We start from the raw sequence: 24,361 nt of genomic DNA, 5'->3' as shown, positions 1-24,361 counted from the left end.
CATCAGGATTTGAAGTGAAATGACTGTCATCGACCCCACCCACGTCATTGGCAACGAGGAAGGAAAGCTCCTTTCCGAGGCGAATGCGCGTGATTTCTTCGCGCTTTTGAAGCCGCGGGTCATGTCGTTGGTCGTCTTCACGGCCCTTGCCGGCCTCGTTCTGGCGCCGGGCCATTTGAACCCGGTTCTCGCCGTCATCTCGATCCTCTGTATCGCCGTCGGCGCCGGTGCGTCCGGCGCGCTCAACATGTGGTACGACGCCGATATCGACGCGGTCATGACCCGCACCGCCAAGCGCCCGATCCCGGCCGGCCGCATCCTGCCCAAGGAAGCGCTCGCCTTCGGCCTGACGCTCTCGGCTTTCTCGGTCGCGATCCTCGGTCTCGCGGTCAACTGGTTCGCCGCAGGCCTGCTCGCCTTCACCATTTTCTTCTACGCCGTCATCTACACGATGTGGCTGAAGCGCTCGACGCCGCAGAACATCGTCATCGGCGGCGCTGCCGGCGCTTTCCCGCCCATGCTTGGCTGGGCCTGCGTCACCGGCGGCGTGTCGCTCGATAGCGTCATCCTGTTCATGATCACATTCCTCTGGACCCCGCCGCATTTCTGGGCGCTGGCACTGTTCAAGATGCGCGACTACGGCTCCGTCGGCATTCCGATGATGCCGAATGTCGTCGGCGAGCGGTCCACCAAGCGGCAGATGTTTGTCTACACGCTGCTGACCATGGCCGTGGCCGTCGCGCCGAGCTTCACCGGTCTCGCCAGCATCGGTTACGGCATCTTCGCCGGCATCCTCAGCGCCATCTTCATCTTCTATTCCGTCCTTGTTCTGCGCATGCCCGATGGCGACGAGAAGATGGTGCCGGCGAGGAAGATGTTCTTCTATTCGATCTTCTATCTCTTCGCGATCTTCTCGGGCCTGCTGTTCGATCACGTCGCAGGCGATATCGTCCGGTTCGTCGGAGGCCTGCTTTGATCGACACCATCAAGCTCAGCGAGGCGCAGAAGAAGTCACGGCGAAACCGCAATGTGGCGCTCGGCCTTGTTCTCGCGGGGCTATGCGTCCTTTTCTACGTGATCACGCTGGTAAAGGTCGGCGGGTTCTGGAACTAGGCTGAGAGAAACAGGGCCAAATGGAGCTGGGGAGGAGCGACATGACAGGCGAGGTTCAAAGCGGAAGGCCGGGCAGGGCGCAGGCGAAGCGTGTCAGCAACGCCTCGATCTTTGCCGGCTGCGCGGTCTTCGTCACCTGCATGGTCGGCGCCGCCTATGCGTCCGTCCCGCTCTACCGCCTCTTCTGCCAGGTCACCGGCTATAACGGCACGACCCAGCGCGTCGAGCAATATTCGACCACCGTTCTCGACCGCACCATGCAGGTCACTTTCGACGCCAATGTCTCGAGCGGCCTGAACTGGGAGTTCAAGCCGGCCAAGTCCGTCAAGCCGAAGATCGGCGAGACTGTGCAGGTGGAATTCACCGCCACCAACCGCTCGCCGGTCGCGACGACCGGTACTGCGGTCTTCAACGTCACGCCGATGGAAGCCGGCGCCTATTTCAACAAGGTCCAGTGTTTCTGCTTCACCGAGCAGACGCTGCAGCCGGGCGAAAGCGTTTCCATGCCCGTCATCTTCTTCGTCGATCCGGAGATCGTGAAGGCGGAGGAAACGAAAAATATCAGGACGATCACACTTTCCTATTCCTTCTATCCGAGCGAGCCGACGAAACCCGTCGCCGCCGTCAGGAAGGATGAGGAAGGGCCTGAAACCAAGCTTTGAGAGGAGCCCGCCTGGGGATGACTTCAGGCGGTGGAGAGGCATTCACCGGGGATTCTGACATGGCCGATGCGCATCAGAAACATCACGACTACCACATCATCGATCCGAGCCCCTGGCCGCTGCTGGCCTCAATCGGCGCCTTCGTCATCACTTTTGGCGGTGTCGGTTACATGCGCTACCTCAAGGGCAGCGAGTTCCACATGTTCGGCCTCAATTGGGCGACGCCGTGGATCTTCTTCATTGGTCTCGCCATCATCGTCTATGTGATGATCGGCTGGTGGTCGGACACGATCAAGGAAGGCAGTGAAGGCCACCACACTCGGGTCGTTTCGCTGCATTTGCGCTACGGCATGATCATGTTCATTGCCTCGGAGGTGATGTTCTTCGTCGCTTGGTTCTGGGCCTTCTTCGACGCCAGCCTCTATCCGGGCGAGGCGATCCAGGCCTCCCGCGTCGAAGCGATGGGCGGGCAATGGCCGCCGAAGGGCATCGAGGTTCTCGATCCCTGGCACCTGCCGCTCTACAACACGATCATCCTGCTTCTGTCCGGTACCTGCGTCACCTGGGCTCACCACGCGCTGCTCCATAACGACCGCAAGGGCCTTGTTACCGGGCTGGCGCTGACGGTGGCGCTCGGCGTGCTCTTCTCCTTCGTCCAAGCCTATGAATACATGCACGCCCCGTTCGAGTTTGCCAACTCGATCTATGGCGCGACCTTCTTCATGGCTACCGGCTTCCACGGCTTCCACGTGCTGATCGGCACGATCTTCCTGATCGTCTGCCTGCTGCGTGCCATCAATGGCGGCTTCACCCCGGAACGCCATTTCGGCTTCGAGGCCGCCGCCTGGTACTGGCACTTCGTCGACGTGGTCTGGCTCTTCCTGTTCTTCTCCATCTACATCTGGGGTGGATGGGGCGCGCCGCTGGCGCATTTGTAACGGGCGAAGTCCTTCATCCCATCGAAGGCGGACGCGGACATGCGCCCGCCTTTTTTGTTCGCGATCGATCACTGCAGCTTCGGCCGCGATGGAGAAATTTGACGCATGCGATGGTCTGTTCGATGGCTTGCCCTGGCATTGATGCTCGTCTGGCCGGCAGGCGGAGCGGCGGCGCAAGCAGTCACCCATGTATTGGTGATGAAAAGCGAGCGGCGGATGCAGATCATGAACGGAGATGCCGTGATCAAGAGCTATTCCATCGCGCTTGGCGGCTCGCCCGTCGGGCACAAGGAAACGGAAGGCGACGAACGCACGCCCGAGGGCAGGTACGTTCTCGATTGGCGCAACGGCAAGAGCGGCTACCATCGCTCCATCCATGTCTCCTATCCGAATGAGGCCGATACGGAGCGCGCCCGCAACGCCGGCGAGGATCCCGGCGGCATGATCATGATTCACGGCCAGCGAAACCATTTCGGCTGGTTTTCGCCGGTCACCCAGCGGTTCGACTGGACCAATGGCTGCATCGCCGTCACCAATGCGGAGATGGACGAGATCTGGGCACTCGTCGAAAACGGCACGCCGATCGAGATCAGGCCATGACGGTAGTGACGAAGACAACACGCGGCAGCCCACGCATCATCCTGACCGCCATCCTCGTCATCGCCTCGCTCGCGCTCCTGCTTGTGCTCGGCACCTGGCAGGTGGAACGGCTCTACTGGAAGGAAGGGCTGCTGGCCGATATCGCCGCGCGTCGTTCGGCCGAACCCGTTCCGCTGGCGGAGGTCGAAAAGGCGCTCGCGGCCGGCGAGGATGTCGAATATCGCCGCGTGTCGCTTTCCGGCACGTTCGACCACACGAAGGAACGGCATTTCTTCGCCACGTTCGAGGGGCGCACCGGTTTTTACATCTACACCCCGATGGCGCTTACGGACGGCCGCATGATCTTAATCAATCGCGGCTTCGTGCCCTATGAGATGAAGGAGCCGTCGACGAGGGCTGCCGGCGAGGTGACGGGCGAGCAGGCGATCACCGGCTATGCGCGCTCGAAGCTGGCCGAAAAGCCATCGATGATCGTGCCGGAAAATGATCTGGCGAAGAACATCTTCTACTGGAAGGATCTCGATGCCATGGCTTCCAACGCGGGGCTTTCCAATGTCATCCCGATGTTCGTCGATGCGGATGCGGCCGTCACCAATCCCGGCGGCTGGCCGAAGGGCGGGGTGACGCAGTTCGACCTGCCGAACAACCATCTCCAATATGCCGTGACCTGGTACGGGCTGGCCGTGGCACTCCTCGCCGTCGTCTTCGGCATGTGGTGGCGCAGCCGCAGATCGCCCGATATGCCGGACGGCGGCGGGCGGTAACGACATTTTCTGTTGGCGCGCCTTAATTGGCTCGCCTATATGAGGCACAGCAAACGCACCACGAACATCGGACGCGGAATGAATATCCAGGTCACCAAACCGGCTCTCACGATCAGGCTTTGCGGTCCGCGCGGTTTCTGCGCCGGCGTCGACCGGGCGATCCAGATCGTCGTTTTGGCGTTGAAGCAATACGGCGCGCCGGTCTATGTCCGCCACGAGATCGTCCATAACCGTTATGTCGTGGAAGGTCTGGAAGCCAAGGGCGCCGTCTTCGTCGAGGAACTGCACGAGATCCCCGCCGAGCATCGCGAGCAGCCGGTTGTCTTTTCCGCCCATGGCGTGCCGAAATCCGTGCCGGAAGACGCCCAGGCGCGGAACCTCTTCTATCTCGACGCAACCTGCCCGCTGGTATCCAAGGTACACAAGCAGGCGATGCGTCACCAGCGCCTCGGCCGCCATGTCGTGCTGATCGGCCATGCCGGCCATCCGGAAGTCATCGGCACGATGGGCCAGCTGCCGCCCGGCACGGTCTCGCTCGTCGATACGATCGCCGATGCCGAAGCCTATATGCCTGAAGACCCCGACAACCTCGGCTACGTTACCCAGACGACGCTCTCGGTCGACGATACGGCCGGCGTCATCGCCAAGCTGCAGGAACGCTTCCCGAACCTGACGGCGCCGGCAGCCGACTCGATCTGCTATGCAACCACCAACCGCCAGGAAGCGGTGAAGGAAGCCGCCCCCGGCTGCGATCTCTTCATCGTCGTCGGCGCTCCCAATTCGTCCAATTCCAAGCGCCTCGTCGAAGTGGCACTGAGGGCAGGGGCCAAGCGCTCGCTGCTGGTGCAGCGCGCCTCCGAGCTGAATTGGGATGAGATCGGCAATATCGGCACGCTCGGCCTGTCTGCCGGTGCATCCGCCCCGGAAGTCATCGTCGACGAGATCATCGAGGCCTTCAAGCAGCGTTTCTCAGCGGAGATCGAGCTTGCGATCACCGCCGAGGAAACCGAAAACTTCCTCGTCAATCGCGAACTTCGCAGCGTGCCGCTGACGGTCGAAGACATGGCTTGGGTGAATGGCGAGCGTCCGGCGACAGTCGGATAAGCCCCTAGCGAAGGGCCAGTAGAGCCGCTAGGAAGTGTCCCGATACTGCAATCCGGCGAGAATCAGAGCGGGGACATCTTGGCCGTTTACACCGACATTACCGAAATCGACCTCAATCGCTTTCTCGCCGAATATGATGTCGGCGAGCTGACCTCCTACAAGGGCATCGCCGAGGGCGTCGAGAATTCCAATTTCCTGCTGCACACGACGAAGGATCCGCTGATCCTGACGCTCTACGAGAAGCGGGTGGAAAAGTCGGATCTGCCCTTCTTTCTCGGCCTGATGCAGCATCTTTCGGAACGCGGCCTGTCCTGCCCGCTGCCACTGCCGCGCCGGGATGGCGAGCTGCTGGGCGAACTGTCCGGCCGCCCGGCGGCACTGATTTCCTTCCTCGAAGGAATGTGGCTACGCAAGCCCGAGGCGAAGCACTGCCGCGAAGTGGGCCGGGCGCTGGCCGAGATGCATCTCGCCGGTGAAGGTTTCGAGATCAGGCGGCCGAATGCCCTGTCGCTCGAAGGCTGGAAGGTCCTGTGGGACAAGTCGGCCGAGCGCGCCGACGAGGTGGAGAAGGGACTTGAGGACGAGATTTCCGCCGAACTCTCCTATCTCGAAGCGCATTGGCCGAAGGACCTGCCGGCCGGTGTCATCCATGCCGATCTCTTCCAGGACAACGTCTTCTTCCTCGGCGACAAGCTGTCGGGCCTGATCGATTTCTATTTTGCCTGCAACGACCTGCTCGCCTATGACGTGTCGATCTGCCTCAACGCCTGGTGCTTCGAGAAGGACGGTTCCTATAACGTCACCAAGGGTTCGGCGCTGCTTGAAGGCTATTGCTCCGTCCGCCCGCTCTCGGCGGCGGAACGCGATGCGCTTCCGGTCCTGTCGCGCGGCTCGGCGCTGCGCTTCTTCCTCACCCGCCTCTATGACTGGCTGACGACGCCGGAAGGCGCGCTTGTGGTGAAGAAGGATCCGCTCGAATATCTGCGCAAGCTGCGCTTCCATCGGCAGGTTTCCACGACGGCCGAATATGCCCCCAATATCGAGGTGGCCACACCATGAAGCATGTCGAGATCTTCACCGACGGCGCCTGCTCCGGTAATCCCGGCCCCGGCGGCTGGGGCGCCATCCTGCGCTACGGTGAGACCACCAAGGAGCTGAACGGCGGCGAGGCGGAAACGACCAACAACCGCATGGAGCTGATGGCGGCGATCTCCGCGCTGAACGCGCTGAAGAGCCCTTGCGAGGTCGATCTCCACACAGACAGCAAATATGTGATGGACGGTATCTCGAAGTGGATCTTCGGCTGGAAGAAGAACGGCTGGAAGACCGCCGACAAGAAGCCGGTCAAGAATGGTGAACTCTGGCAGCAGCTCGGTGCCGCCAACCAGCGTCACAAGGTCAAGTGGCACTGGGTCAAAGGCCATGCCGGTCATCCGGAAAACGAGCGGGCCGACGAACTGGCCCGCCTCGGCATGGCGCCGTTCAAGAAGCCGAATCTGGGCAGGTCGCTTCTGGTGAAGTGAAGCGCCGATCCGATCGGCGCACGGCTATGGTCCGCCTGGTCGAAAGCGACCATTCCATTTTTACCCGCGCCACCTTACGGCGTGATCGCCACCTTCAGCACGCCATCGCGCTGGTTGGCGAAGAGATCGTAGGCCGCCTCGATGTCGTCGAGCTTGAACCGGTGGGTGACGAGCCCGGAGAGATCGACGCGGCCGGACGAGATGACCTCCTGCATGCGTCGCATCCTCTCCTTGCCGCCGGGGCACAAGGTCGAGCGGATCGACTTGTCGCCGAGACCGGCGGAAAACGCATCGAGCGGAATCGTCAGGTCGGTGGAATAGACCCCGAGGCTGGACAATATGCCGCCGGGGCGCAGCACCCGAAGCGCCGACTCGAAGGTGGATTGAGTGCCGAGTGCCTCGATCGCCACATCGACGCCCCGGCCGTCGGTGATCCGCATGATCGCATCGACCGGGTTTTCCTGTTTGTAGTCCACCACGATATCGGCGCCCATGCGTCTGGCCATCTCCAGCCGGGTCGGCACGGTGTCGACGGCGATGATCTTCGTGGCACCGATCAGTTTCGCGCCGGCCGTTGCGCAAAGCCCGATCGGCCCCTGCGCAAAGACCGCGACGCAATCGCCGATCTTGATCTGTCCGGTTTCCGCGCCCGAAAGGCCGGTCGACATGATGTCCGGGCACATCAGCACCTGTTCGTCACTGACCCCGTCGTCGATCGGCGCAAGATTGGCCATGGCATCGGGGACGCGCAGATATTCGGCCTGCGCGCCGTCGATCGTGTTGCCGAAGCGCCAGCCGCCCATTGCCTTCCAGCCATGCTTGGTGCCGGCCCCGTCCTGCGCGCCGCAGCCGCACAGGCACGCATGGCTCCAGCCGGACGGGGTGATGGCGCCGGCGATCACCCGCTGCCCTTCCTTCAGGCCCGTCGCGCCCGAACCGAGCTTCTCGATGATGCCGACCGGCTCGTGCCCGATGGTCAGCCCCTTCTCGACGGGATATTCGCCCTTCAGGATATGCACGTCCGTGCCGCAGATCGTCGTGGTGGTGATCCGGATCAGCGCGTCGAGCGGACCGATGTCGGGGATCGGCTTTTCGTCGAGCACGATGCGGCCCTTGTCGACGAAAATCGCGGCTTTCATTTTCTGTGCCATGTGCAATTCCTCTCAATTATCCCTTCGTGGGCTGAGCAGTCTTGCGGCACCATAGATAGACGTGAAGATTGTAATATGACGCAGATCAATGAAATGCTCGCGTCATAATTGTGTTTTGTCATGTTGGCTGCGTATGCCGCCCTATACGGAGGTGCTTGCCAGTAGGGCGTGGCTGCCTATTGTGAGGCAAATTCGGGACGCGATAAGGGAAGACCTCGCATGATTCTCCACTTTGTATTCATCCGCTTCAAATCGGCGCTTCAGGCGGCCGAAAAGCAGGAGCTCTACGGCGCGATCGCGACCCTGCGGAACGTCGTTCCCGGCATTATCGATCTGAAGGCCGGGCCGAATGTTTCCCTCGAAGGATTGAATGGCGGCTTTCTCGACGGTTTCGTCGTGACCTTCGAGAGCCCGGAAGCCCGGGACGCCTACCTCACGGCGCCGGATCACATTGCAGTCGCCGAGCGCCTTGTCGCGGCGGCGGATGGCGGATTGTCCGGGCTGATCGTCTACGACATGGCGGCCTGATCGCAAGGCAGCAATGAAAAGGGCGCCATTTAGGGCGCCCTTTTCACAATAGTCTGAATGGAATTCAGAGCTGTTCCAGCATCGCGGCGGCGCCGGAGACGGTGGCCTGGCCGGGGCTTTCCTCGACATTGAGCGACTTCACCACGCCGTCCTCGACCAGCATGGAATACCGCTTGGAGCGCAGGCCGAGCCCGCCGGCGGAAAGGTCGGCCTCGAGGCCCATCGCCTTGGTGAAGGACGCATCGAAATCGGCGAGGAAATGGATCTTGCCCATGGCGCCGGACTGCTGCGCCCAGGCACCCATCACATGCCAGTCGTTGACGGCCACCACGGCAATGTCGTCGACGCCGCGCGCCAGAAGCGCATCACGGTTCTCGACATAACCAGGCAGGTGGTTGAGCGAGCAGGTGGGCGTGAACGCGCCGGGCACGGCAAACAGTACGACCTTCTTGCCGCCGAAGAGTTCACCCGTCGTGATCTCGACCGGGCCGTCGGCGGTCTTTTCCTTGAACTTGGCTTCGGGAAGCTTGTCGCCCACTGCAATGGTCATTGTCTTGTCTCGCGTTTCAAATGCAATGCCAGCACTATAGGGCCGGTGAAAGCCAAGACAAGGTCGATCGCAGGTTCACTCGAAGGCGAGCGAAGTCTCCATCGCGCGGCTGCCAGCCAGCACGAGAATGCCCCAGCGCTTTCCTTTCATCTCATAGCCCTTCGGCAGCTTGCCGACCGGCAGCTCCACCGCATAGTCGTCGCCGTCGCGCTTGCCTTCGTCGTCGCCGAACAGCACATGGCCTTCCGGCCCGGTGACGATGACCTTGGGTTTTTTGGCGGCATCCTTGGGAAGCCGCAGACGCAGCCGCAGCTGATCGCCATCGGCCGAGAGCGTGTAATGGGTCACCGCGAAATCATCGGATGGGGATTCCGGCAGCTTGCCCTCGGCGTCGTTGATGATCATCGCCTCTGAGAACGAATTACCGCCCTCCTGTTTCAGCGACAGGGAAAACTCGGCCTGGAAAGGAATGCAGATATTGCGGCAGAGGCCGATGAACGTGGAAGCGGTCAGGTTGGCCGGCTTGGACGGATCCTTGATCTTCAACTCGAAGGGAAACGCCACCGGACCGTCATAACCGATGTCGCGCAGTTCGCCGTTGTCGAAGCGCTTCGGCACCGGATAGGACATCCGTTGAAGCGTCACGTCGGAAGATGACGGGAAGTTGATATGCGGCGGAATGCCGGCATCGCCCGGTTCCCGCCAATAGGTGATCCACCCGGCCTTGGGTTCGATCTGCAGCGCGCCGCGCACGATGCCGCGCGTATCCGGGGCGAGCGCCACGATCCGCATGCGTCCGCCTTCATTGCCTGCCCAGTCGGTCGTCTCGGCCTGTGCCGGAAGCGCCGGCGCAAGGAAGGGGAGGAGTGCAAATGCTGTGGCCGCAAACAAGGGATTGCGGAAGGTGGGGGCAATCGTCTTCATGCACTGGATTTAACCCAGCGCTTTCAAGCCTGCCAGCCACGTCTGACGAAAAGCGATCATTTTCGGTTGAATGATATTGAGGACTGCCCCATGTTGCTCTGAATGACCGCTTGCTACGGTCCGCACCACTGGACTGGGCTTTGACAGCACACCGACTGGAGGCAGGATTGGGATACTCGGCACTGACGGACAAGAGCGAACGCGGTTTTCTGGATGGGCAGTTCCTGATCGCCATGCCCGGCGTCCAGGATGGCAATTTCGCTCGCAGTGTCGTTTACATATGCGCCCATTCCTCTGCCGGCGCGATGGGTTTCATCATCAACCGCCTGCAGGAGCTTTCGTTCAGCGATGTTCTCCTGCACCTGAAGCTTCTCGAACAGCCTGAAGCCTTCATGCTGCCGGATGCGACGCGTCACTTCCCGGTCCTGTCCGGCGGGCCCGTGGAACCCGGGCGGGGCTTCGTCCTGCACTCCGACGACTTTTCCAGCGAATCTTCAATTCCCGTCAGCGACGATATCTCGCTCACCGCGACGCTCGACATTCTGCGGGCGATCGCCGAGGGCAAGGGGCCGGCGAGGGCCACCATGCTGCTCGGCTATGCCGGCTGGGCGGCCGGCCAGCTGGAAGCGGAGATCAGCAACAACGGCTGGCTCAACTGCAATGCCCATGACGAAATCATCTTTGATCCTTGTGTCGATTCCAAGTATGAGCAGGCGCTGGCACTGATGGGAGTGAGCCCGGAAATGCTCTCGACCGATGCCGGTCATGCCTAAGTTATTTCATTAGTTTGGAACGAACTGTCGCCATCGTCGTTTTTACTCCGCAAGGCGCGCTCACAGCGCCACGAGATAAGGAGAAACACCGATGGGTAGCACCAGCGATAAGGTATCCGGTAAGGGCAACGAAATGGCCGGCAAGGTCAAGCAGGCCGCAGGTGACATGACCGACAACCCGAAGCTGAAGGCCAAGGGTAATGCCCAGGAGGCGAAGGGCCATGCTCAGCAGGCCAAGGGCAAGGTCAAGGATGCCGCGAAGGATATCGTTGACCGCGCTTAATTAGTTCGACTCTCCAATCGAACGGGAAACCTGTTTCGGCTCCGGCCGGGGCAGGTTTTCTTTTATGTGCCCCACAACCCCTTTTTGAGCGGATCACCATGCGCCTTTTCGATTGCGATCACTGCGGCCAGACTGTCTTCTTCGCCAACCGGACTTGCGTCAACTGCGGTTATCGACTCGCCTTCGTGCCGGAAATGCTATCCATACAGACGCTCGAGATAGCCGAAGATGGCGTGACCTGGCATTTGTTCGGCAAGCCTGATCACCAGGTGAAGCTTTGCGAGAACGCCGGCCTGGACATCTGCAACTGGACTGTGATGGCGGATGATCCGAACGCTTTCTGCCCCGCCTGCCGGCATAACCGGCTGGTGCCCGATGCCTCGACGGAAGAGGGGCTGAAACAGTGGCGGCATATAAGCCAGGCGCAGCGCCATCTCTTCTATTCGATGCTGAAATGGAACCTGCCGCGGATCAACCGCGACGAAGATCCGGTGGGTGGTCTCGTCTTCGATTTCCTCGTTGACGAGGTCCAACCGGATGGCACGGTAAAGGCGGCGATGACCGGCCACGAAAACGGGCTAATCGCCATCCGCGCCGCCGAAGCCGACGATGCCACCCGCGAGCAGATCCGTGTGTCGATGAACGAACCCTATCGCACCATGCTCGGTCACTTCCGTCACGAGACCGGTCACTATATCTGGGACAAGATGGTGCGCGATGGCGGGCGACTCGACGAATTCCGCACGGTCTTCGGAGATGAGACGGTCGATTACGGCGAGGCGCTAAGCCGCAACTATGAAGAGGGCCCGCCGCCGAACTGGCAGGAATTCTTCATCTCGACCTATGCCAGTTCCCATCCTTGGGAGGATTTCGCCGAGAGCTTCGCCCACTATGTCCATATCGTCGATACGCTGGAGACGGCGCGCTCCTACGGCATGTCGATCGAGCCGCGCCGCCACGAGGAATTGTCGGCCGAGGTGGATTTCAATCCCTACAAGGCGGATAGCGCCGAACAGCTCGTCTCGGCCTGGGTGCCGTTCAGTCTGGCGCTCAACAGCATCCACCGTTCGATGGGCGTGCCGGATCTCTATCCGTTCATCCTGACGCCGGCGGTGACCGCGAAGCTGCAGTTCGTGCATGATCTGGTGCGACGGCGGTAGCGGCCTAGCCAATCTCCCCCCCCTTGCGGGGGAGATGCCCGGCAGGGCAGAGGGGGGTAGATCCGCATATTCCACGCCCGTTGAGTTTGCCGCGCCACCCCCCTCTGTCATCTCCGATGACATCTCCCCCACAAGGGGGGAGAGCAGGACGTGGCCCTCAAGCTCTCTTCGTCAGCGGAAACCGCTCTTTCAGCAGCCGCAGGATCGCGTCGCCAGCAGCGGGCGGGCCGAAGAGGTAGCTCTGGCCGTAATGGCAGCCCATCTTGGCGAGGTCCATTGCGTCGTCATCCGTCTGGATGCCTTCCGCCACGACCACCATTTCCAATGCCCGCGCCATGGCGATGACCGAGCGAAGCAGCACCGAGCCGCGGTCGCTATTGTCGCCGACGATCGATTTGTCGAGCTTGATCATGTCGAAGGGGAATTGCGTCAGATAGGCGAGCGACGAATAGCCGGTGCCGAAATCGTCGAGCGCGAGGCTCAGGCCAGTTTCCTTGAGCTTTGCCAGAACAAGCCGCGCCTGTTCTGGATTCTCCATCATCATCGACTCGGTCAGTTCCAGCTTCAACTGCGCCGGATTGACATGGGTCTTGGAGATCAGCGAACGGACGTCGTTGTAGAGGTCGGCATTCAGCAACTGCGCGCTCGACAGGTTGACCGAGACGAAAATCGGCAGTTCGCCGGTCTGCTCCTGCCAGGACACGAGATCCGCAGCAGCTTTTTCCATGGCGAACACGCCGAGCGGGCCGATCAGATCCGACATTTCCGCGATCGGAATGAATTCCGACGGCGGGATCGTGCCGCGCTTGGGATGTTCCCAGCGCATCAGCGCCTCGAAACCGGCGATCTCGCCATCCTTCAGCGAAATGATCGGCTGGTAGGCAAGCGAGACTTCCTTGCGTTCGAGTGCACGGCGCAGGTCGGTCTCGATCTGCAGGCGGTCGGTTCCGGAGGAGCGGAAGATCGGCCGGAAAGGCTCCACCTTGTTGCCGCCGCCGCGCTTGGCCCGGTACATGGCAAGTTCCGCATCCGCCAGAAGCCCGGCCGCACTTTCCTGCTGGTCCACCCAGGAGGCAAGTCCGATCGAGGCGGTCAGCACGATCTCGCGGTTGGCATAGTTTATCGGCACCATGATCGCCTTCGACACCGCATCGGCGAAATCGGCGATCTTGGCCGGGTCGCGCTCGGACACGAGGATCAGGCCGAACTGGTCGCCGGCAAGCCGCGCCAGCGTATCCTGCGGCTTCAGCAGGCGGCGCAGGCGCCGCGTCAGCGCGATCAGCATGTTGTCGCCGGCCGCGATGCCGAGACTGTCGTTCACCTGCTTGTAGCGGTCGATATCGATCGCCATCACTGTCGGCCGCACGCTGTCGCCGCCGGATGCGATCGTCAGCACGCCTTGCAGGCGGTCGAGAAAGACCTGGCGATTCGGCAGGCCGGTCAGATTGTCGTGCAGCGCATCCTGCAGCAATCGTTCGACGGAATTCTTCTGCTCGGTGACGTCGATGATCGTGCCGACGCAGCGGATGATCTCGCCATTGGAGCCGAGCACCGGCCGGGCGCGGATCTGCAGCCAGTGAAAATGGCCGTCCTCGGCGCGGATGCGGAATTCGTGATGCAGGCGGCCGCGGCGATGTTCGAGCAGCACGTCGAGCGTGGCGCGGAAACGGTCGCGATCGTCGGGGTGAAGACGCGGCACCCAATTGCGCACCGGACCGTGCATGGCACCGGGCTCGAGGCCGAGGCGGCCGGAAATATCCGGCGTCGTGACGACGCGGTCACGGGCGACGTCCCAGTCCCACACGGTGTCGCCGCTGCCGGTCAGCGCCAGTGACTGGCGTTCGAGATCGGAGAACAGGCCCTGCTGATAGGCGCCACCGGCAAAGGCGTGCTGCATGACGGTGAAGCCGATCAGGAGCACGATCAGCACGAGACCGCCGCCGAGCGCCGGCTGGATGATGTCGTTGTCGAGCTGGCCCGTCACCGTCAGCCAACCGCCGAACAGCCAGACCAAGATCAGTGTCCAGGTGGGCACGAGCAGGATGGCGCGGTCGTAGCGGTTGAAGCCGAGATAGATGATCAGCAGGATGCCGACCGTGCCGGTGAGCGCGAAGGAAAGCCGCGCGATACCGGAAGCGACGGACGGATCGTAGATCGCGACACCACCGAGAAGCACCAGTCCGACCACCCAGGCAAGCGTCGCATAGCCGAGATGCACGTGCCAGCGGTTGAGGTTGAGATAGGTGAAGAGGAAGATGACGAGCGAGGAGGCGAGCGCCACTTCCGCGCCCGCGCGCCATATGCGCTGGTCGCTGGAAGTTATGGTGATCAGCTTGTCGACGAAGCCGAAGTCGACGCAGATATAGGCGAGCACCGCCCAGGCGAGAGCCGCTGCCGCCGGCAGCATCGAGGTGCCCTTGACGACGAAGAGAATGGTGAGGAACACCGCGAGCAGGCCGGCAATGCCGAGCACGATACCGCGATAGAGCGTGAACGCGTTGACCGTGTCCTTGTAGGCATCCGGCTGCCACAGATAGATCTGCGGCAGGGAAGGGGTGGCAAGCTCCGCCACGAAAGTGATCGTCGAGCCGGGATTGAGCGTGATGCGGAAGACGTCGGCATCGGGGCTCGGCACACGGTCGAGCGAAAAGCCTTCCGACGGCGTAATTGCGATGATGCGCTGCGAGCCGAGATCCGGCCAGAAGACCTTGGAATCGACGAGGCGGAAATGCGGGGCGACGATGACGCGCTCCAGCTGTTCCTCGGAGACGTTGGAGAGCGCAAAGACCGCCCAGTCGCCCTGGTGGCTGGGCGAACTCGAGCGCACCTCGATACGTCGGCGAATGCCGTCGGCGCCGGCTGCGGTGGAAACCTGAAAGGCCTCGCCCTGGTTGGCGTAGATGTCGGTGGTGGCGGTCAGGTCGAGCGCGGTGTCGTCGCGGGAAATCTTTACCGGTTCGGCGGCACGCGCCCCGGCGAGCCCGAACGTCAGAAACGCGAGAATGGCAACCAACAGGAATTTGAGGCCGAAGGCCCGGTACGCAATACGCAAATCTTCGGTCATGGCTTGAGCATTTTCCCGAATTCGCCGTCTTCCGGCAACCGGGAAAACATCACGTGGTCACGCCACTCACCATTGATTTTGAGATATTTTCGCAAAAGACCTTCCCGCTCGAAGCCGGCTTTTTCTAAGAGCCGGATGCTTTTCCAGTTCTCCGGAATACAGGCTGCCTCGATCCGGTGCAACTGAAGTCCGCCTTGGATATAGGGGATTGCCACCCTCAATGCGGCCAACATATGGCCTTGGCCCGCGTGTTTTTCGCCCATCCAATATCCGATCATGCAGCTTTGTGCCGCACCCCGGCGAATGTAGCCGATGGTGAGGCCGCCAAGCAGCACCATGTCGTCGCGGCGAAAGAGCAGCATCGGCACGGCAAGCCCCGAGGCATATTCCTGGCCGCCGCGCAGCACGCGGGCACGGAAGGCGGCTTCAGTCAGCTCATCGCCGCGCCAGGTCGGCTCCCACGGCTGCAGGAAGGAACGGCTTTCCGAACGCAGCTTGAACCACTGCCTGTAGTCGGATTGATGCGGTAGCCGCAGAACATGTTCCGGCCCGAGAAGCTCCGGTGTTTCCGGATGCCGGGACAAGAACCGAAACACCGATCTGCCCATCCTGCGCGCGCTCCGGGAGGCCGGCCGGGTTTAACCGGCCGCCTTGGTCTTGACGATGGGGGCGGAGAGTGCCGCCGAGATCTCGGTCATCGGCGCAAGCTTCTCGATCGGACCGACCGCAGAGAGTGTCGGCGTCGTATCGAAGAACAGCCGGCCGGCGAGGTCGGTCAGGCGCTGGGTGGTAATGCCTTCCAGCCGTTCCATCATCTCCTCGTTCGGGATCGAGCGACCGTAGAGCAGCATCTGCCTTGCGATCTGGCCGGCGCGTGCCGCGGGGCTTTCCTGGCCCATCAGAAGCTGGGCGCGGATCTGCGCCCGGGCGCGGTCGATTTCCACCTGATGGATGGTCTCGGACGACTTGTGCAATTCGTCGATGATGACTGGAATCAGCGTCGGCAGCTCGTCGCCGCCGGTCGCGGCATGCACGCCGAAGATGCCGGTATCGGAAAAGCCCCAATGGAAGGCATAGACCGAATAGCAGAGGCCGCGATGCTCGCGCACCTCCTGGAACAGACGGGACGACATGCCGCCGCCGAGAATGTTGGCGAGGATCTGCGAACAGTAGAAGTCACGCATGTGATAGGCCTTGCCCTCGAAACCGAGCAGGACCTGGGTATCCATCAGATCGCGTTCTTCGCGGATGTCGCCGCCAGTATAGCGGGCGACTTCGGAGACCGGCGGGGCGCTTGCCGTCTGCGGCAGGCCGGCGAAACGCTCCTCGACCTGTTTGCAGAAGGACTGGTGATCGACCGCGCCGGCGGCGACCACGAACATGCGGTCTGTCGTGTAGTTGCGCGAGAGATAGCCGCGGATCTGCGACGGCGTGAAGCTTTTCACCCGTTCCGGCGTGCCGAGGATCGGCCGCCCGATCGTCTGGTCGCGATAGGCGACCGACGAGAAATGGTCGAAGACGATATCGTCCGGCGTGTCGTTGGCGGCGTTGATTTCCTGCAGGATGACCTGCTTCTCGCGGCGCAGCTCTTCCTTGTCGAAGACCGATTCCGTCAGGATGTCGGCGAGAATGTCCACGGCGAGCGGCACATGGTCCTTCAGCACGCGGGCATAATAGGAGGTGGTCTCCGTTGAGGTCGCGGCGTTCAGCTCGCCGCCGACATCCTCGATTTGCTCGGCGATGTCGCGCGCGCTGCGTCGCTTGGTGCCCTTGAAGGCCATATGTTCGAGAAGATGGGCGATGCCATGCTCCGCCTCGGTCTCGTTGCGCGATCCCGACTTGATCCACACACCGAGCGCGACGCTCTCCAGATGCGGCATGGTTTCGGTAACGACGGTGAGACCGGAGGGAAGCCGGGTAATTTCAACATTCATACGTAGGTCTTTCCGGCGCTGGCGTCACTTGGCCCGGGCGTGGCTGGCGATGAAAGTCTCGACGGCCTTGAGCTCGGATTCCAGGATATCGAAGCGCTCCTCCCTTTGCATCAGATCAGCAAGCCATGATGGGAGGGCGGGATCAATTCCGCAAGCGGATTCTACCGCAGCGGGGAATTTGGCCGGATGCGCGGTCGAAAGCGTCACCATCGGGCTTGCCGGTTTCGCGTTCTTCCGCGCGACGAAAACGCCGGTCGCCGTATGCGGATCGAGAAGGTAGCCGGTGGCCGACAGCATCTCGCGGATAGTCTGCGCCACCTGCTTTTCGGTAGCGCGGCCGGCGCGGAATTCGCGCTTGATCGCCTTCAACGGCGTTTCCGGAATTTCGAACGCGCCGGACTGTTTCAATCCGTCCATCGAACGGCGCACGGCAGCGGCGTCACGACCATAGGCTTCGAACAGCAGCCGCTCGAAATTCGACGAGATCTGGATGTCCATCGACGGCGAGGTCGTCGCCTTGACGCCCTTCATCTCGTAGCGGCCGGTTTTCAGAGTGCGCGCCAGGATGTCGTTGTCATTGGTGGCGATGACGAGGCGGTCGATCGGCAGGCCCATCTTCTTGGCGACATAACCGGCGAAGATATCACCGAAATTGCCGGTCGGCACGGTAAAGGAGATTTTCCGGTCCGGCCCGCCGAGGGACAAGGCAGCGGTGAAGTAATAGACCACCTGCGCCATGATGCGTGCCCAGTTGATCGAGTTGACGCCCGAAAGCTTTACCTTGTCGCGGAAGGCTGCGTCGTTGAACATCTCTTTGACGAGGTTCTGGCAGTCGTCGAAATTGCCCTTGATGGCGACAGCATGCACGTTCGATGCGGTCGACGAGGTCATCTGGCGCTGCTGCACCGGCGATACCTTGCCATGCGGGAAGAGAATGAAGATGTCGGTGCGCTCACGGCCGGCAAAGGCATCGATCGCAGCCCCGCCCGTGTCGCCCGAGGTGGCGCCGACGATGGTCGCGCGTTCGCCACGCTCGGCCAGAACATGGTCCATCAGACGGGCGAGCAGCTGCATCGCCACATCCTTGAAAGCGAGCGTCGTGCCGTGGAAGAGTTCGAGGATGAAATCGTTCGGGCCGACCTGCACCAGCGGCACCACGGCCGGGTGGCGGAAGGTGGCACAGGCTTCGTCGATCATCGCCCGCAGCTTGTCGTCGGCGATCTCGCCGTCGACGAAGCGCGACAGGATGGCGAAGGCGACTTCCTGGTAGGACTTGCCGCGCAGCGCACGGATTTCCTTCTTCGACAGGGTCGGCCATTCGCGGGGAACATAGAGACCGCCGTCTTTCGCAAGGCCTGCCATCAGCGCATCACGGAAGCCGAGAGCGGGCGCGGTGCCCCGGGTAGAAATGTAATCCACGACGTTGAATCCCTAATCGATTTTTGTTCCAGCGGCTGATATAGACTATCGAAATCGGCGGTGAAAGACCGGATTACGACGTGTCTGCATCGCCATTCGAAACGTGCTGCAAAGGGTTGAGTAACGTGGTTGGCAAGTTCTCTCGCGGTTTTCTGGCGATATCCATGGCGGCTGTTCTTGCCGGCTGCAATTCCTCTTCCCCGGGCCTCGGCCTGACTTCTCCCGCCGATGCCAGCGCCCAGCCCGCTGCTCCTGCCGTCATCCAGGCCTATTGCCCGCAGGTCGTCATGCTGGAGCAGGACGCCTATTACCGTTCCTATGCCCGCGGCGGCCAGGATGATCCGCAGAAGCTCGTCTATCAGGCTTCGCTCGCCGACGCGACACGCCAGTGCACCGCCAACGAGACGACCCTGACGATCAATGTCGTCGCCCAGGGTCGCGTCGTTCAGGGGCCGGTCGGCACCGCCGGTCAGGTGACGCTGCCGATCTCCGTCGAAGTCATCGACGGCGACAACGTCATCTATTCGCAGAAGGTTGCCTTCCCGGTCCAGGTGGACGCCGGCGGCACCCAGTTCATCTTCAACAAGGCCGATGTGCAGATCCCGAACGCTCAGGGTGGCATATCCCGCTTCACCCGCGTCCGCCTCGGCTTCGACAACGCCCCGGCCAAGAAGGGCAAGCGCGGCTGATTTCTTCCGTGATGATTTCGAAACGGGATCGAGGATGGAAGCCAGTTCGGAAATTATCAGCACCATCGAATTCGGCGGACGTTTCAAGCGTGTAACCGGCGTGGAATACCACGATGAGAAGCATCTGCGGCTCAAGATGGGTGTCGACGAGGATTGGGGTGTTGCTCTTGTCGATATCGAGCGGGGCGAAGTCGTTTCGCTGAAGCTGGTGAGGGCGAGTTCGTCTTTCGACAAGGAAGGGCAATCCGACGTTTGGTTTCGCATCGACAATGGGATCGCGATGTTGCGGGGAAAACAGGTCAACGTATGGCCCGACCTTCGCGACGACGCCTTCACCGCCTATCCTATCGCCAATCCGGATCATTTCGCGTCCGATCCCGCCGTCCTTGCTGATGACTTCCGCCGTAAGCCAAGCGTTCTTCATGTCGAACCCATGTCCGGCGGCGCCGCAATCGCTCTTTGCTCGGACAATTTCTACCAGAGAGGTGGACGTTATCTGGCACGGCTCGAGTTTCGTCAGGACGCTTTCCGTTGGGTGGGCGCCTACCGGCAGATCGAAGAGCCTGAGCTGAAGGGACATTGGACCGATCGCACCTTCAGTCTGCACGAGACGCCGATGATCCATGGTATCCGTGCCGATGGTGAGGATGTCTTCTGCGTCACGCGTGGCGGTACGGCGACGATGCTCAACCACGGTCCGGCCTTTCAGACGAACGTGGTCATCTGCTACGGCATGGTTACGCCTGTGGTGGAACGCTCCGGCGGTTTTAGCCTGAAAAGCCTTTTTTCACGGAACAAACCCGGGCAGACCGAGCTGCCAGGTTTTGCTTTCAAGGACGCCGTTCTGCGCCCCGAAGGTGGCGTGATCTTCAATCGTGCGACGGGCCAATATGCCGTCAAGGTGCCGAAGAAGAATAGGCTGCAATTCTATGACGTTTCAGGCGGGCAACCGTTGTCTGAACTGGCGCTGACGCCGAAGCGCAGTCTTGGCGACCTGAAGCACGACAAGGCACGATACGCCCTCTCCAAAAATCTGCTCGCCGTATGCGGGCAGGACAAGATCAATCTCTGCAGGATAACATTTCCGCATCCGGCCTGATCCTGCAGGCGAGGCGCTGCTTTGAAGCAACATATCCCCGGTTCAGGCTTGCGACTGGCTTCCGGTTCAGATCGCCCCAGCCCATTCAGACAGTGCGGCGACCACGCCCGGCAGGTCCTGCATGCGCGAGATCACCGTCTCGGCGCCGGCATCGGTTAGGCGGTCGGCATGGCTCGGATAGGTATGCGATGCGCCGGTAAAGCCGACGACGCGCATGCCGGCGGTGCGTGCGCCGTGGATGCCGTGAGTGGAATCCTCGATCACCAGGCATCGCGAAGGCTGCACGCCGAACTGTTCGGCGGCATGCAGAAAAATGTCGGGCTTCGGCTTGACGCGATCGGGGCCGAGATCCTTGGCCGAGTAGATATGCGGCGAGAAGAACGGCTTGAGGCCGACCTTGGTCAGCATCATGTCGAGCCGCTGGCTCGACGAATTGGAGCAGATGCAGCGCTGGGTGGTGAGCCGCGCCAGCGCGAACTTGACGCCCTCGATGATCTTCACGTCGCGTTCCAGCCGGGCGTCGAGCAGCTTTTCGGACTTGTCCAACAGCGTTGCGGAAAGCGGAATATCGGCTTCCTTTTCCACCGTCAGAAGGATGTCCTTCCAGGTCAGGCCGGCGAAGCGCTCGCCCATTTCCTCGACGCTGATCGGGTAGCCCGCTTCCGTCAGAAGCCGTGATTCGACCTGGGCCGCGATGATTTCGGAATCGACGAGCACGCCGTCGCAATCGAAGATGATGAGGTCGAAACCGCTCATGGAATTTCCCTTTATATCCGTCAGCGGGCCTTCTAGCGGATGCAGGGCGTAAGCTCAACCGACGAAGCCGCATGGCAGGGTCGAACGGGCCGGGATGCTGTTAGGCGGCATCGGGCAGGGGGAACTGTAGTAGGAATTTCCGCTCACCCTCAGGTGAAAAGAGCACCGCCCGGCTGTCCGCGCTACGCCGCGCCCAGCCTTTTTCGAACATATGCGAGAGCAGCGCCTTGCCAAGCGTTCCGGCGAGATGCGAGCGCCGCTCGCTCCAGTCGAGGCAGGATTTGCACAGCGGCCGGCGGCTGGATTTCAGTGCCGAAAGATCGATGCCGAACTTTTGAAGCTGCCGGCGGCCCTTGTCCGTCACCATCAGGTTTTCCCCATCGCTTTCGATCTCGCCGTGGCAGACGAAACTGTCGAGCATCCTGACGCCGAAATCGCCTGCGAGGTGGTCGTAACAGATGCGCGCCTTCCTCAGTGCCGGGTCTTTCGGGCCGGGGCGGTAGCGCAGGTGGCCTCGGCTGGCGGCAAAGCCCATCATCGTCTCGATCAGCCGGGCCGCAGCCTCGTCGGCCAACGCAAAATAGCGGTGCCGGCCCTGCTTGCGCTGGGCGAGCAGTCCGCCGGCCTCGAGCTTGGAAAGATGCGTGCTTGCCGTCTGCAGCGTGATGCCGCCGACGGCGGCAAGCTCGGTCGCCGTCAGCGCCTGCCCGCTGGTAAGCGCCGCCAGCATGTTGGCGCGGACGGGGTCGCCGATCAGCGAGGCGAACTGGGCGATGTCTGGACCTTCGTTCATGCCTCAACTCCTAGCACGTCTTTCCCGCCCATACTTCGATCGCAATCGAAGCATCCCCGCAAGACGACATGGCAGAAGGTGGTCGACAACAATGGAGACGCCCGATGATCACCTGTTTCATCCGCTACGAGATCGATCCGTTCAAACGCGACAAGTTCGAAGATTATGCCCGCGCCTGGGGCCAGTCGATCCCGCGCAACGGCGCCGACCTGATCGGTTATTTCGGCCCGCATGAAGGCTCTACGACGACCGCATACGGCGTCTATAACATCGAGAGCCTTGCCGCCTACGAGGCCTATCGCGCTCGTCTCGCCAATGATCCGCTGGGCCGGGAGAATTACGAATTCGCCAAACGGGAGCGCTTCATTCTGAAGGAGGACCGCATCTTCCTAAAGAACATGTCCCTGCCGCATGGAGCTGCCCGACTGGCCCCAATGGAGGAGTTGATAAAGCCATGATCGCCGTCATCTTCGAAGTCGTGCCCTATATGGGCGAACGTCACCGCTATCTCGATCTCGCCGGAGACCTGCGCTCCGAACTGGAAAAAATCGACGGTTTCATCTCGATCGAACGGTTCGAAAGCCTCACCCTGCGCGGCAAGCTCCTGTCACTTTCCTTCTGGCGCGACGAGGAGGCGGTGAAGGCCTGGCGCAATGTCGAGGCCCATCGCGCGGCCCAGCAGGCCGGCCGCAACGGCATCTTCGCCGATTACCGTCTGCGTATCGGCCATGTCCTGCGCGACTACGGCATGTTCGAGCGTAACGAGGCGCCGAAGGACAGCCGCGAGGTGCATGCGGCCTGATCTGCATCAGATCGTGAAGCGGGTTTCCATGAGGTCGATCTCGCGTACCAGCTTTCGGGCGACGTCGTCCGGCAGCTGGCGCTTGCGACCCAACCGGTAATATTCGTCGCGTTCGGCTCTCAGCGCGGCGAGCCTCAGCCTTCGCTCGGCTTCTTCCAGCTTGCGCACGGTCTCGGCATCCTCTCCGGTCTTGCCGTGACCTTCGATCCGGTGACGATAGAATTCCATCAGCCGCGTGCCGACATCCGAATAGCGGTCGGCATCGGTGCGGCCCTCGCTCATCTTGTTGGTCATCTCGTCGATCATGCGGATGGCAGCCTTGGCGGCGGCGATGCGCGCCTCGTCCTCCTGCTGGTGGTGGTCGGGCTGCGGCGGCAGCTCCAGATCCTTCAGCACCGCGGGAAGGCCGACGCTTGCCACGATCAGCGACACGACTATCACGCCGGCGGCGAGAAAGATCGCCAGATCGCGGGCGGGGAAGGGCGTCGTGCCGTCATTCATGAACAGCGGCAGCGTCAGGATACCGGCAAGGGTGATCGCCCCGCGCACGCCGGCGAGCGAGGCGGCGACAAGCAGCCGCACCGGCGGCGTCTGGATCTGCCGGCCGAGCCTGGCGGCGCGATACATGGTGAAGCGCAGCGACACCCAAACCCAGCCGAAACGCAGGAGCACCAGCGCCACATAGATGGTCAGCACATAGATGAGCAGCCAGATCGGATGCAGATGGCCGGTCTCCGTGACGATACGTGCAGCACCGGAAACGATCCGCGGCAATTGCTCACCGAACAGCACGAAGATCATGCCGTTCAGCGCGAACTGTACCGTGTCCCACACCGCGCCCTGACCGACGCGGGTCTTTGCCAGCGCCTTGCCGCGCAGCTCCATGTAGCTCATCGTGACACCGGCCGCGACGGCGGCGAGAATGCCCGAGCAATGCAGGTGTTCGGCCGCCAGATAGGCGCCGAAGGGCAGAAGCAGGCTGAGCAGGATCTGCGAGCCGGTATCCTCGCCGAGCTTGCGGGAGACATATTCCTTCGCCTTCATGGCGACCCACACGACGGCAAACCCGATGGCGATGCCACCGATCGCCAGCCAGAGAAAACTGCCGACAGCATCGACCAGCGAGAAGGTGCCGGTCAGTGCCGCCGCCACGGCAAAGCGCATGCAGACGAGGCCGGAGGCGTCGTTCAGCAGCGATTCCCCTTCGAGAATATGCATCAGCCGGTGCGGGATCGGCACGCGCGCAGCGATCGCCGAAACCGCGATCGGATCCGTCGGCGAAACGATGGCCGCGAGCGCGAAGGCGACGGCGAGCGGCATGGCCGGGATCAGCCAGTGAATGAGCAGGCCGACGCCGAGCACGGTGAAGATAACAAGGCCGAGTGCCAGTTCCAGGATCACGCCCTTGTCGCGGAACAACCCCTCCTTTGGAATGCGCCAGCCATCGAGAAAGAGCAGCGGTGGCAGAAACAGCAGGAAGAAGATGTCCGGTTCGAGTTCCACCCCGCCGCCGGTGGCGACCGCGATCAGCGCCCCGAAGGCGATCTGGATCAGCGGCAGCGGAATGGCGAAGGGCGACAGCCGGGAGATCGTACCGCTCAGGATGACGGCCAGAAGCAGGGCGAGTGCTATCGTGATGCTGTCCATCGACCAGTGACCTTTCTCATCCGCAATATGGTCCCTGAATAGGAAAGGCAGGCGGATGAGGCAAGGGTGAGGTCGGGGATCGGCG

Annotated in this window: 26 protein-coding genes and 1 pseudogene; 17 read left to right on the top strand and 10 right to left on the bottom strand. The window is 61.9% G+C overall.

Features of this window, described 5'->3' with window-relative positions; all coding sequences use genetic code 11:
* The first annotated feature begins 19 nt into the window (after positions 1-19).
* The 9 genes from cyoE (at position 20) to rnhA (ending at position 6,704) form a co-directional block, all read left to right on the top strand.
* Entirely contained in the window at positions 20-976 is a 957-nt protein-coding gene (gene cyoE, locus BM216_RS08110; protein ID WP_092997681.1) for a heme o synthase, read from the top strand.
* A complete protein-coding gene (locus tag BM216_RS34000) occupies positions 973-1,113 on the top strand; it encodes a hypothetical protein (protein ID WP_162939422.1) in 141 nt (46 codons plus the stop codon). The genes cyoE and BM216_RS34000 overlap by 4 nt, the downstream gene beginning before the upstream one ends.
* A gap of 41 nt (positions 1,114-1,154) precedes the next feature.
* On the top strand, positions 1,155-1,775 hold the full coding sequence (locus BM216_RS08100; RefSeq protein ID WP_092997678.1) for a cytochrome c oxidase assembly protein: 621 nt from the start codon (positions 1,155-1,157) through the stop codon (positions 1,773-1,775).
* A gap of 59 nt (positions 1,776-1,834) precedes the next feature.
* Positions 1,835-2,713: a cytochrome c oxidase subunit 3 gene (locus BM216_RS08095; protein WP_092997675.1), complete on the top strand. Its 879-nt coding sequence runs from the start codon at positions 1,835-1,837 to the stop codon at positions 2,711-2,713.
* A gap of 105 nt (positions 2,714-2,818) precedes the next feature.
* A complete protein-coding gene (locus BM216_RS08090) occupies positions 2,819-3,313 on the top strand; it encodes a L,D-transpeptidase family protein (protein ID WP_092997672.1) in 495 nt (164 codons plus the stop codon).
* Positions 3,310-4,077, top strand: coding sequence for an SURF1 family protein (locus BM216_RS08085; protein WP_092997669.1), 768 nt, complete (start codon positions 3,310-3,312; stop codon positions 4,075-4,077). The genes BM216_RS08090 and BM216_RS08085 overlap by 4 nt, the downstream gene beginning before the upstream one ends.
* Before the next feature lie 78 nt (positions 4,078-4,155).
* The gene (ispH, locus tag BM216_RS08080; protein WP_092997666.1) at positions 4,156-5,181 is read left to right on the top strand and encodes a 4-hydroxy-3-methylbut-2-enyl diphosphate reductase; all 1,026 of its coding nucleotides are present in this window, start codon (positions 4,156-4,158) and stop codon (positions 5,179-5,181) included.
* Between the two features lie 78 nt (positions 5,182-5,259).
* Positions 5,260-6,240: a homoserine kinase gene (locus tag BM216_RS08075; protein WP_092997663.1), complete on the top strand. Its 981-nt coding sequence runs from the start codon at positions 5,260-5,262 to the stop codon at positions 6,238-6,240.
* Positions 6,237-6,704, top strand: coding sequence for a ribonuclease HI (rnhA, locus tag BM216_RS08070; protein ID WP_092997660.1), 468 nt, complete (start codon positions 6,237-6,239; stop codon positions 6,702-6,704). Before BM216_RS08075 ends, rnhA begins: the two co-directional genes overlap by 4 nt.
* Before the next feature lie 74 nt (positions 6,705-6,778).
* Here the strand turns inward: rnhA and BM216_RS08065 are convergent, their stop codons facing one another.
* Positions 6,779-7,855, bottom strand: a complete 1,077-nt coding sequence (locus tag BM216_RS08065) for an NAD(P)-dependent alcohol dehydrogenase (protein WP_092997657.1) — start codon at positions 7,853-7,855, stop codon at positions 6,779-6,781.
* 219 nt (positions 7,856-8,074) lie between these two features.
* Between BM216_RS08065 and BM216_RS08060 the strand changes: the two genes are divergently transcribed.
* The gene (locus BM216_RS08060; protein ID WP_092997654.1) at positions 8,075-8,383 is read left to right on the top strand and encodes a Dabb family protein; all 309 of its coding nucleotides are present in this window, start codon (positions 8,075-8,077) and stop codon (positions 8,381-8,383) included.
* A gap of 64 nt (positions 8,384-8,447) precedes the next feature.
* On the opposite strand, the gene BM216_RS08055 is transcribed toward BM216_RS08060, so the two are convergent.
* Both BM216_RS08055 and BM216_RS08050 read right to left on the bottom strand, forming a co-directional pair.
* Entirely contained in the window at positions 8,448-8,933 is a 486-nt protein-coding gene (locus BM216_RS08055; RefSeq protein ID WP_092997651.1) for a peroxiredoxin, read from the bottom strand.
* A gap of 75 nt (positions 8,934-9,008) precedes the next feature.
* Positions 9,009-9,857 (bottom strand): protein-disulfide reductase DsbD domain-containing protein, encoded by an 849-nt coding sequence (locus tag BM216_RS08050; RefSeq protein WP_092997648.1) that lies wholly within the window; start codon positions 9,855-9,857, stop codon positions 9,009-9,011.
* A 167-nt stretch (positions 9,858-10,024) separates the two neighbouring features.
* Here BM216_RS08050 and BM216_RS08045 point away from each other — a divergent pair, with 167 nt between their 5' ends.
* From BM216_RS08045 to BM216_RS08035, 3 genes are all read left to right on the top strand, one after another.
* Positions 10,025-10,630: a YqgE/AlgH family protein gene (locus BM216_RS08045; RefSeq protein ID WP_092997645.1), complete on the top strand. Its 606-nt coding sequence runs from the start codon at positions 10,025-10,027 to the stop codon at positions 10,628-10,630.
* Between the two features lie 91 nt (positions 10,631-10,721).
* Positions 10,722-10,913, top strand: coding sequence for a CsbD family protein (locus tag BM216_RS08040; RefSeq protein ID WP_092997641.1), 192 nt, complete (start codon positions 10,722-10,724; stop codon positions 10,911-10,913).
* Between the two features lie 98 nt (positions 10,914-11,011).
* A complete protein-coding gene (locus tag BM216_RS08035; protein ID WP_092997638.1) occupies positions 11,012-12,073 on the top strand; it encodes a zinc-binding metallopeptidase family protein in 1,062 nt (353 codons plus the stop codon).
* A gap of 157 nt (positions 12,074-12,230) precedes the next feature.
* Here the strand turns inward: BM216_RS08035 and BM216_RS08030 are convergent.
* The 4 genes and pseudogenes from BM216_RS08030 to thrC form a co-directional block, all read right to left on the bottom strand.
* Positions 12,231-15,053: pseudogene (locus BM216_RS08030) on the bottom strand (EAL domain-containing protein); the annotation flags it as partial.
* Positions 15,054-15,133: 80 nt separating this feature from the next.
* A complete protein-coding gene (locus BM216_RS08025; RefSeq protein WP_092997632.1) occupies positions 15,134-15,745 on the bottom strand; it encodes a GNAT family N-acetyltransferase in 612 nt (203 codons plus the stop codon).
* Positions 15,746-15,775: 30 nt separating this feature from the next.
* On the bottom strand, positions 15,776-17,071 hold the full coding sequence (locus BM216_RS08020; protein WP_092997629.1) for a M16 family metallopeptidase: 1,296 nt from the start codon (positions 17,069-17,071) through the stop codon (positions 15,776-15,778).
* 24 nt (positions 17,072-17,095) lie between these two features.
* Positions 17,096-18,490, bottom strand: coding sequence for a threonine synthase (gene thrC / locus BM216_RS08015; protein WP_092997626.1), 1,395 nt, complete (start codon positions 18,488-18,490; stop codon positions 17,096-17,098).
* A gap of 164 nt (positions 18,491-18,654) precedes the next feature.
* On the opposite strand from thrC, the gene BM216_RS08010 reads away from it, so the two are divergent.
* A complete protein-coding gene (locus tag BM216_RS08010) occupies positions 18,655-19,179 on the top strand; it encodes a PilZ domain-containing protein (protein WP_177230736.1) in 525 nt (174 codons plus the stop codon).
* A 34-nt stretch (positions 19,180-19,213) separates the two neighbouring features.
* Entirely contained in the window at positions 19,214-20,278 is a 1,065-nt protein-coding gene (locus BM216_RS08005; protein ID WP_092997620.1) for a hypothetical protein, read from the top strand.
* Between the two features lie 66 nt (positions 20,279-20,344).
* On the opposite strand, the gene BM216_RS08000 is transcribed toward BM216_RS08005, so the two are convergent.
* Together BM216_RS08000 and BM216_RS07995 are read right to left on the bottom strand one after the other, a co-directional pair.
* A complete protein-coding gene (locus BM216_RS08000; RefSeq protein ID WP_092997617.1) occupies positions 20,345-21,034 on the bottom strand; it encodes an HAD family hydrolase in 690 nt (229 codons plus the stop codon).
* A gap of 100 nt (positions 21,035-21,134) precedes the next feature.
* Positions 21,135-21,827, bottom strand: coding sequence for an ArsR/SmtB family transcription factor (locus BM216_RS07995; protein WP_092997615.1), 693 nt, complete (start codon positions 21,825-21,827; stop codon positions 21,135-21,137).
* 104 nt (positions 21,828-21,931) lie between these two features.
* Here BM216_RS07995 and BM216_RS07990 point away from each other — a divergent pair, with 104 nt between their 5' ends.
* Both BM216_RS07990 and BM216_RS07985 read left to right on the top strand, forming a co-directional pair.
* Positions 21,932-22,285, top strand: a complete 354-nt coding sequence (locus tag BM216_RS07990) for an NIPSNAP family protein (protein WP_092997612.1) — start codon at positions 21,932-21,934, stop codon at positions 22,283-22,285.
* Positions 22,282-22,629, top strand: coding sequence for an antibiotic biosynthesis monooxygenase family protein (locus BM216_RS07985; RefSeq protein ID WP_092997609.1), 348 nt, complete (start codon positions 22,282-22,284; stop codon positions 22,627-22,629). Before BM216_RS07990 ends, BM216_RS07985 begins: the two co-directional genes overlap by 4 nt.
* A 6-nt stretch (positions 22,630-22,635) precedes the next feature.
* Here the strand turns inward: BM216_RS07985 and BM216_RS07980 are convergent, their stop codons facing one another.
* Complete coding sequence (locus BM216_RS07980; protein WP_092997606.1) at positions 22,636-24,276, bottom strand: Na+/H+ antiporter; 1,641 nt, start codon at positions 24,274-24,276, stop codon at positions 22,636-22,638.
* Between the last annotated feature and the right edge of the window lie 85 nt (positions 24,277-24,361).

It is taken from the genome of Rhizobium sp. NFR07, from assembly GCF_900111905.1.
Lineage (GTDB): Bacteria > Pseudomonadota > Alphaproteobacteria > Rhizobiales > Rhizobiaceae > Neorhizobium.
The sequence above is the reverse complement of the archived record's forward strand: the minus strand, read 5'-3'. Positions and strand labels throughout refer to the sequence as shown.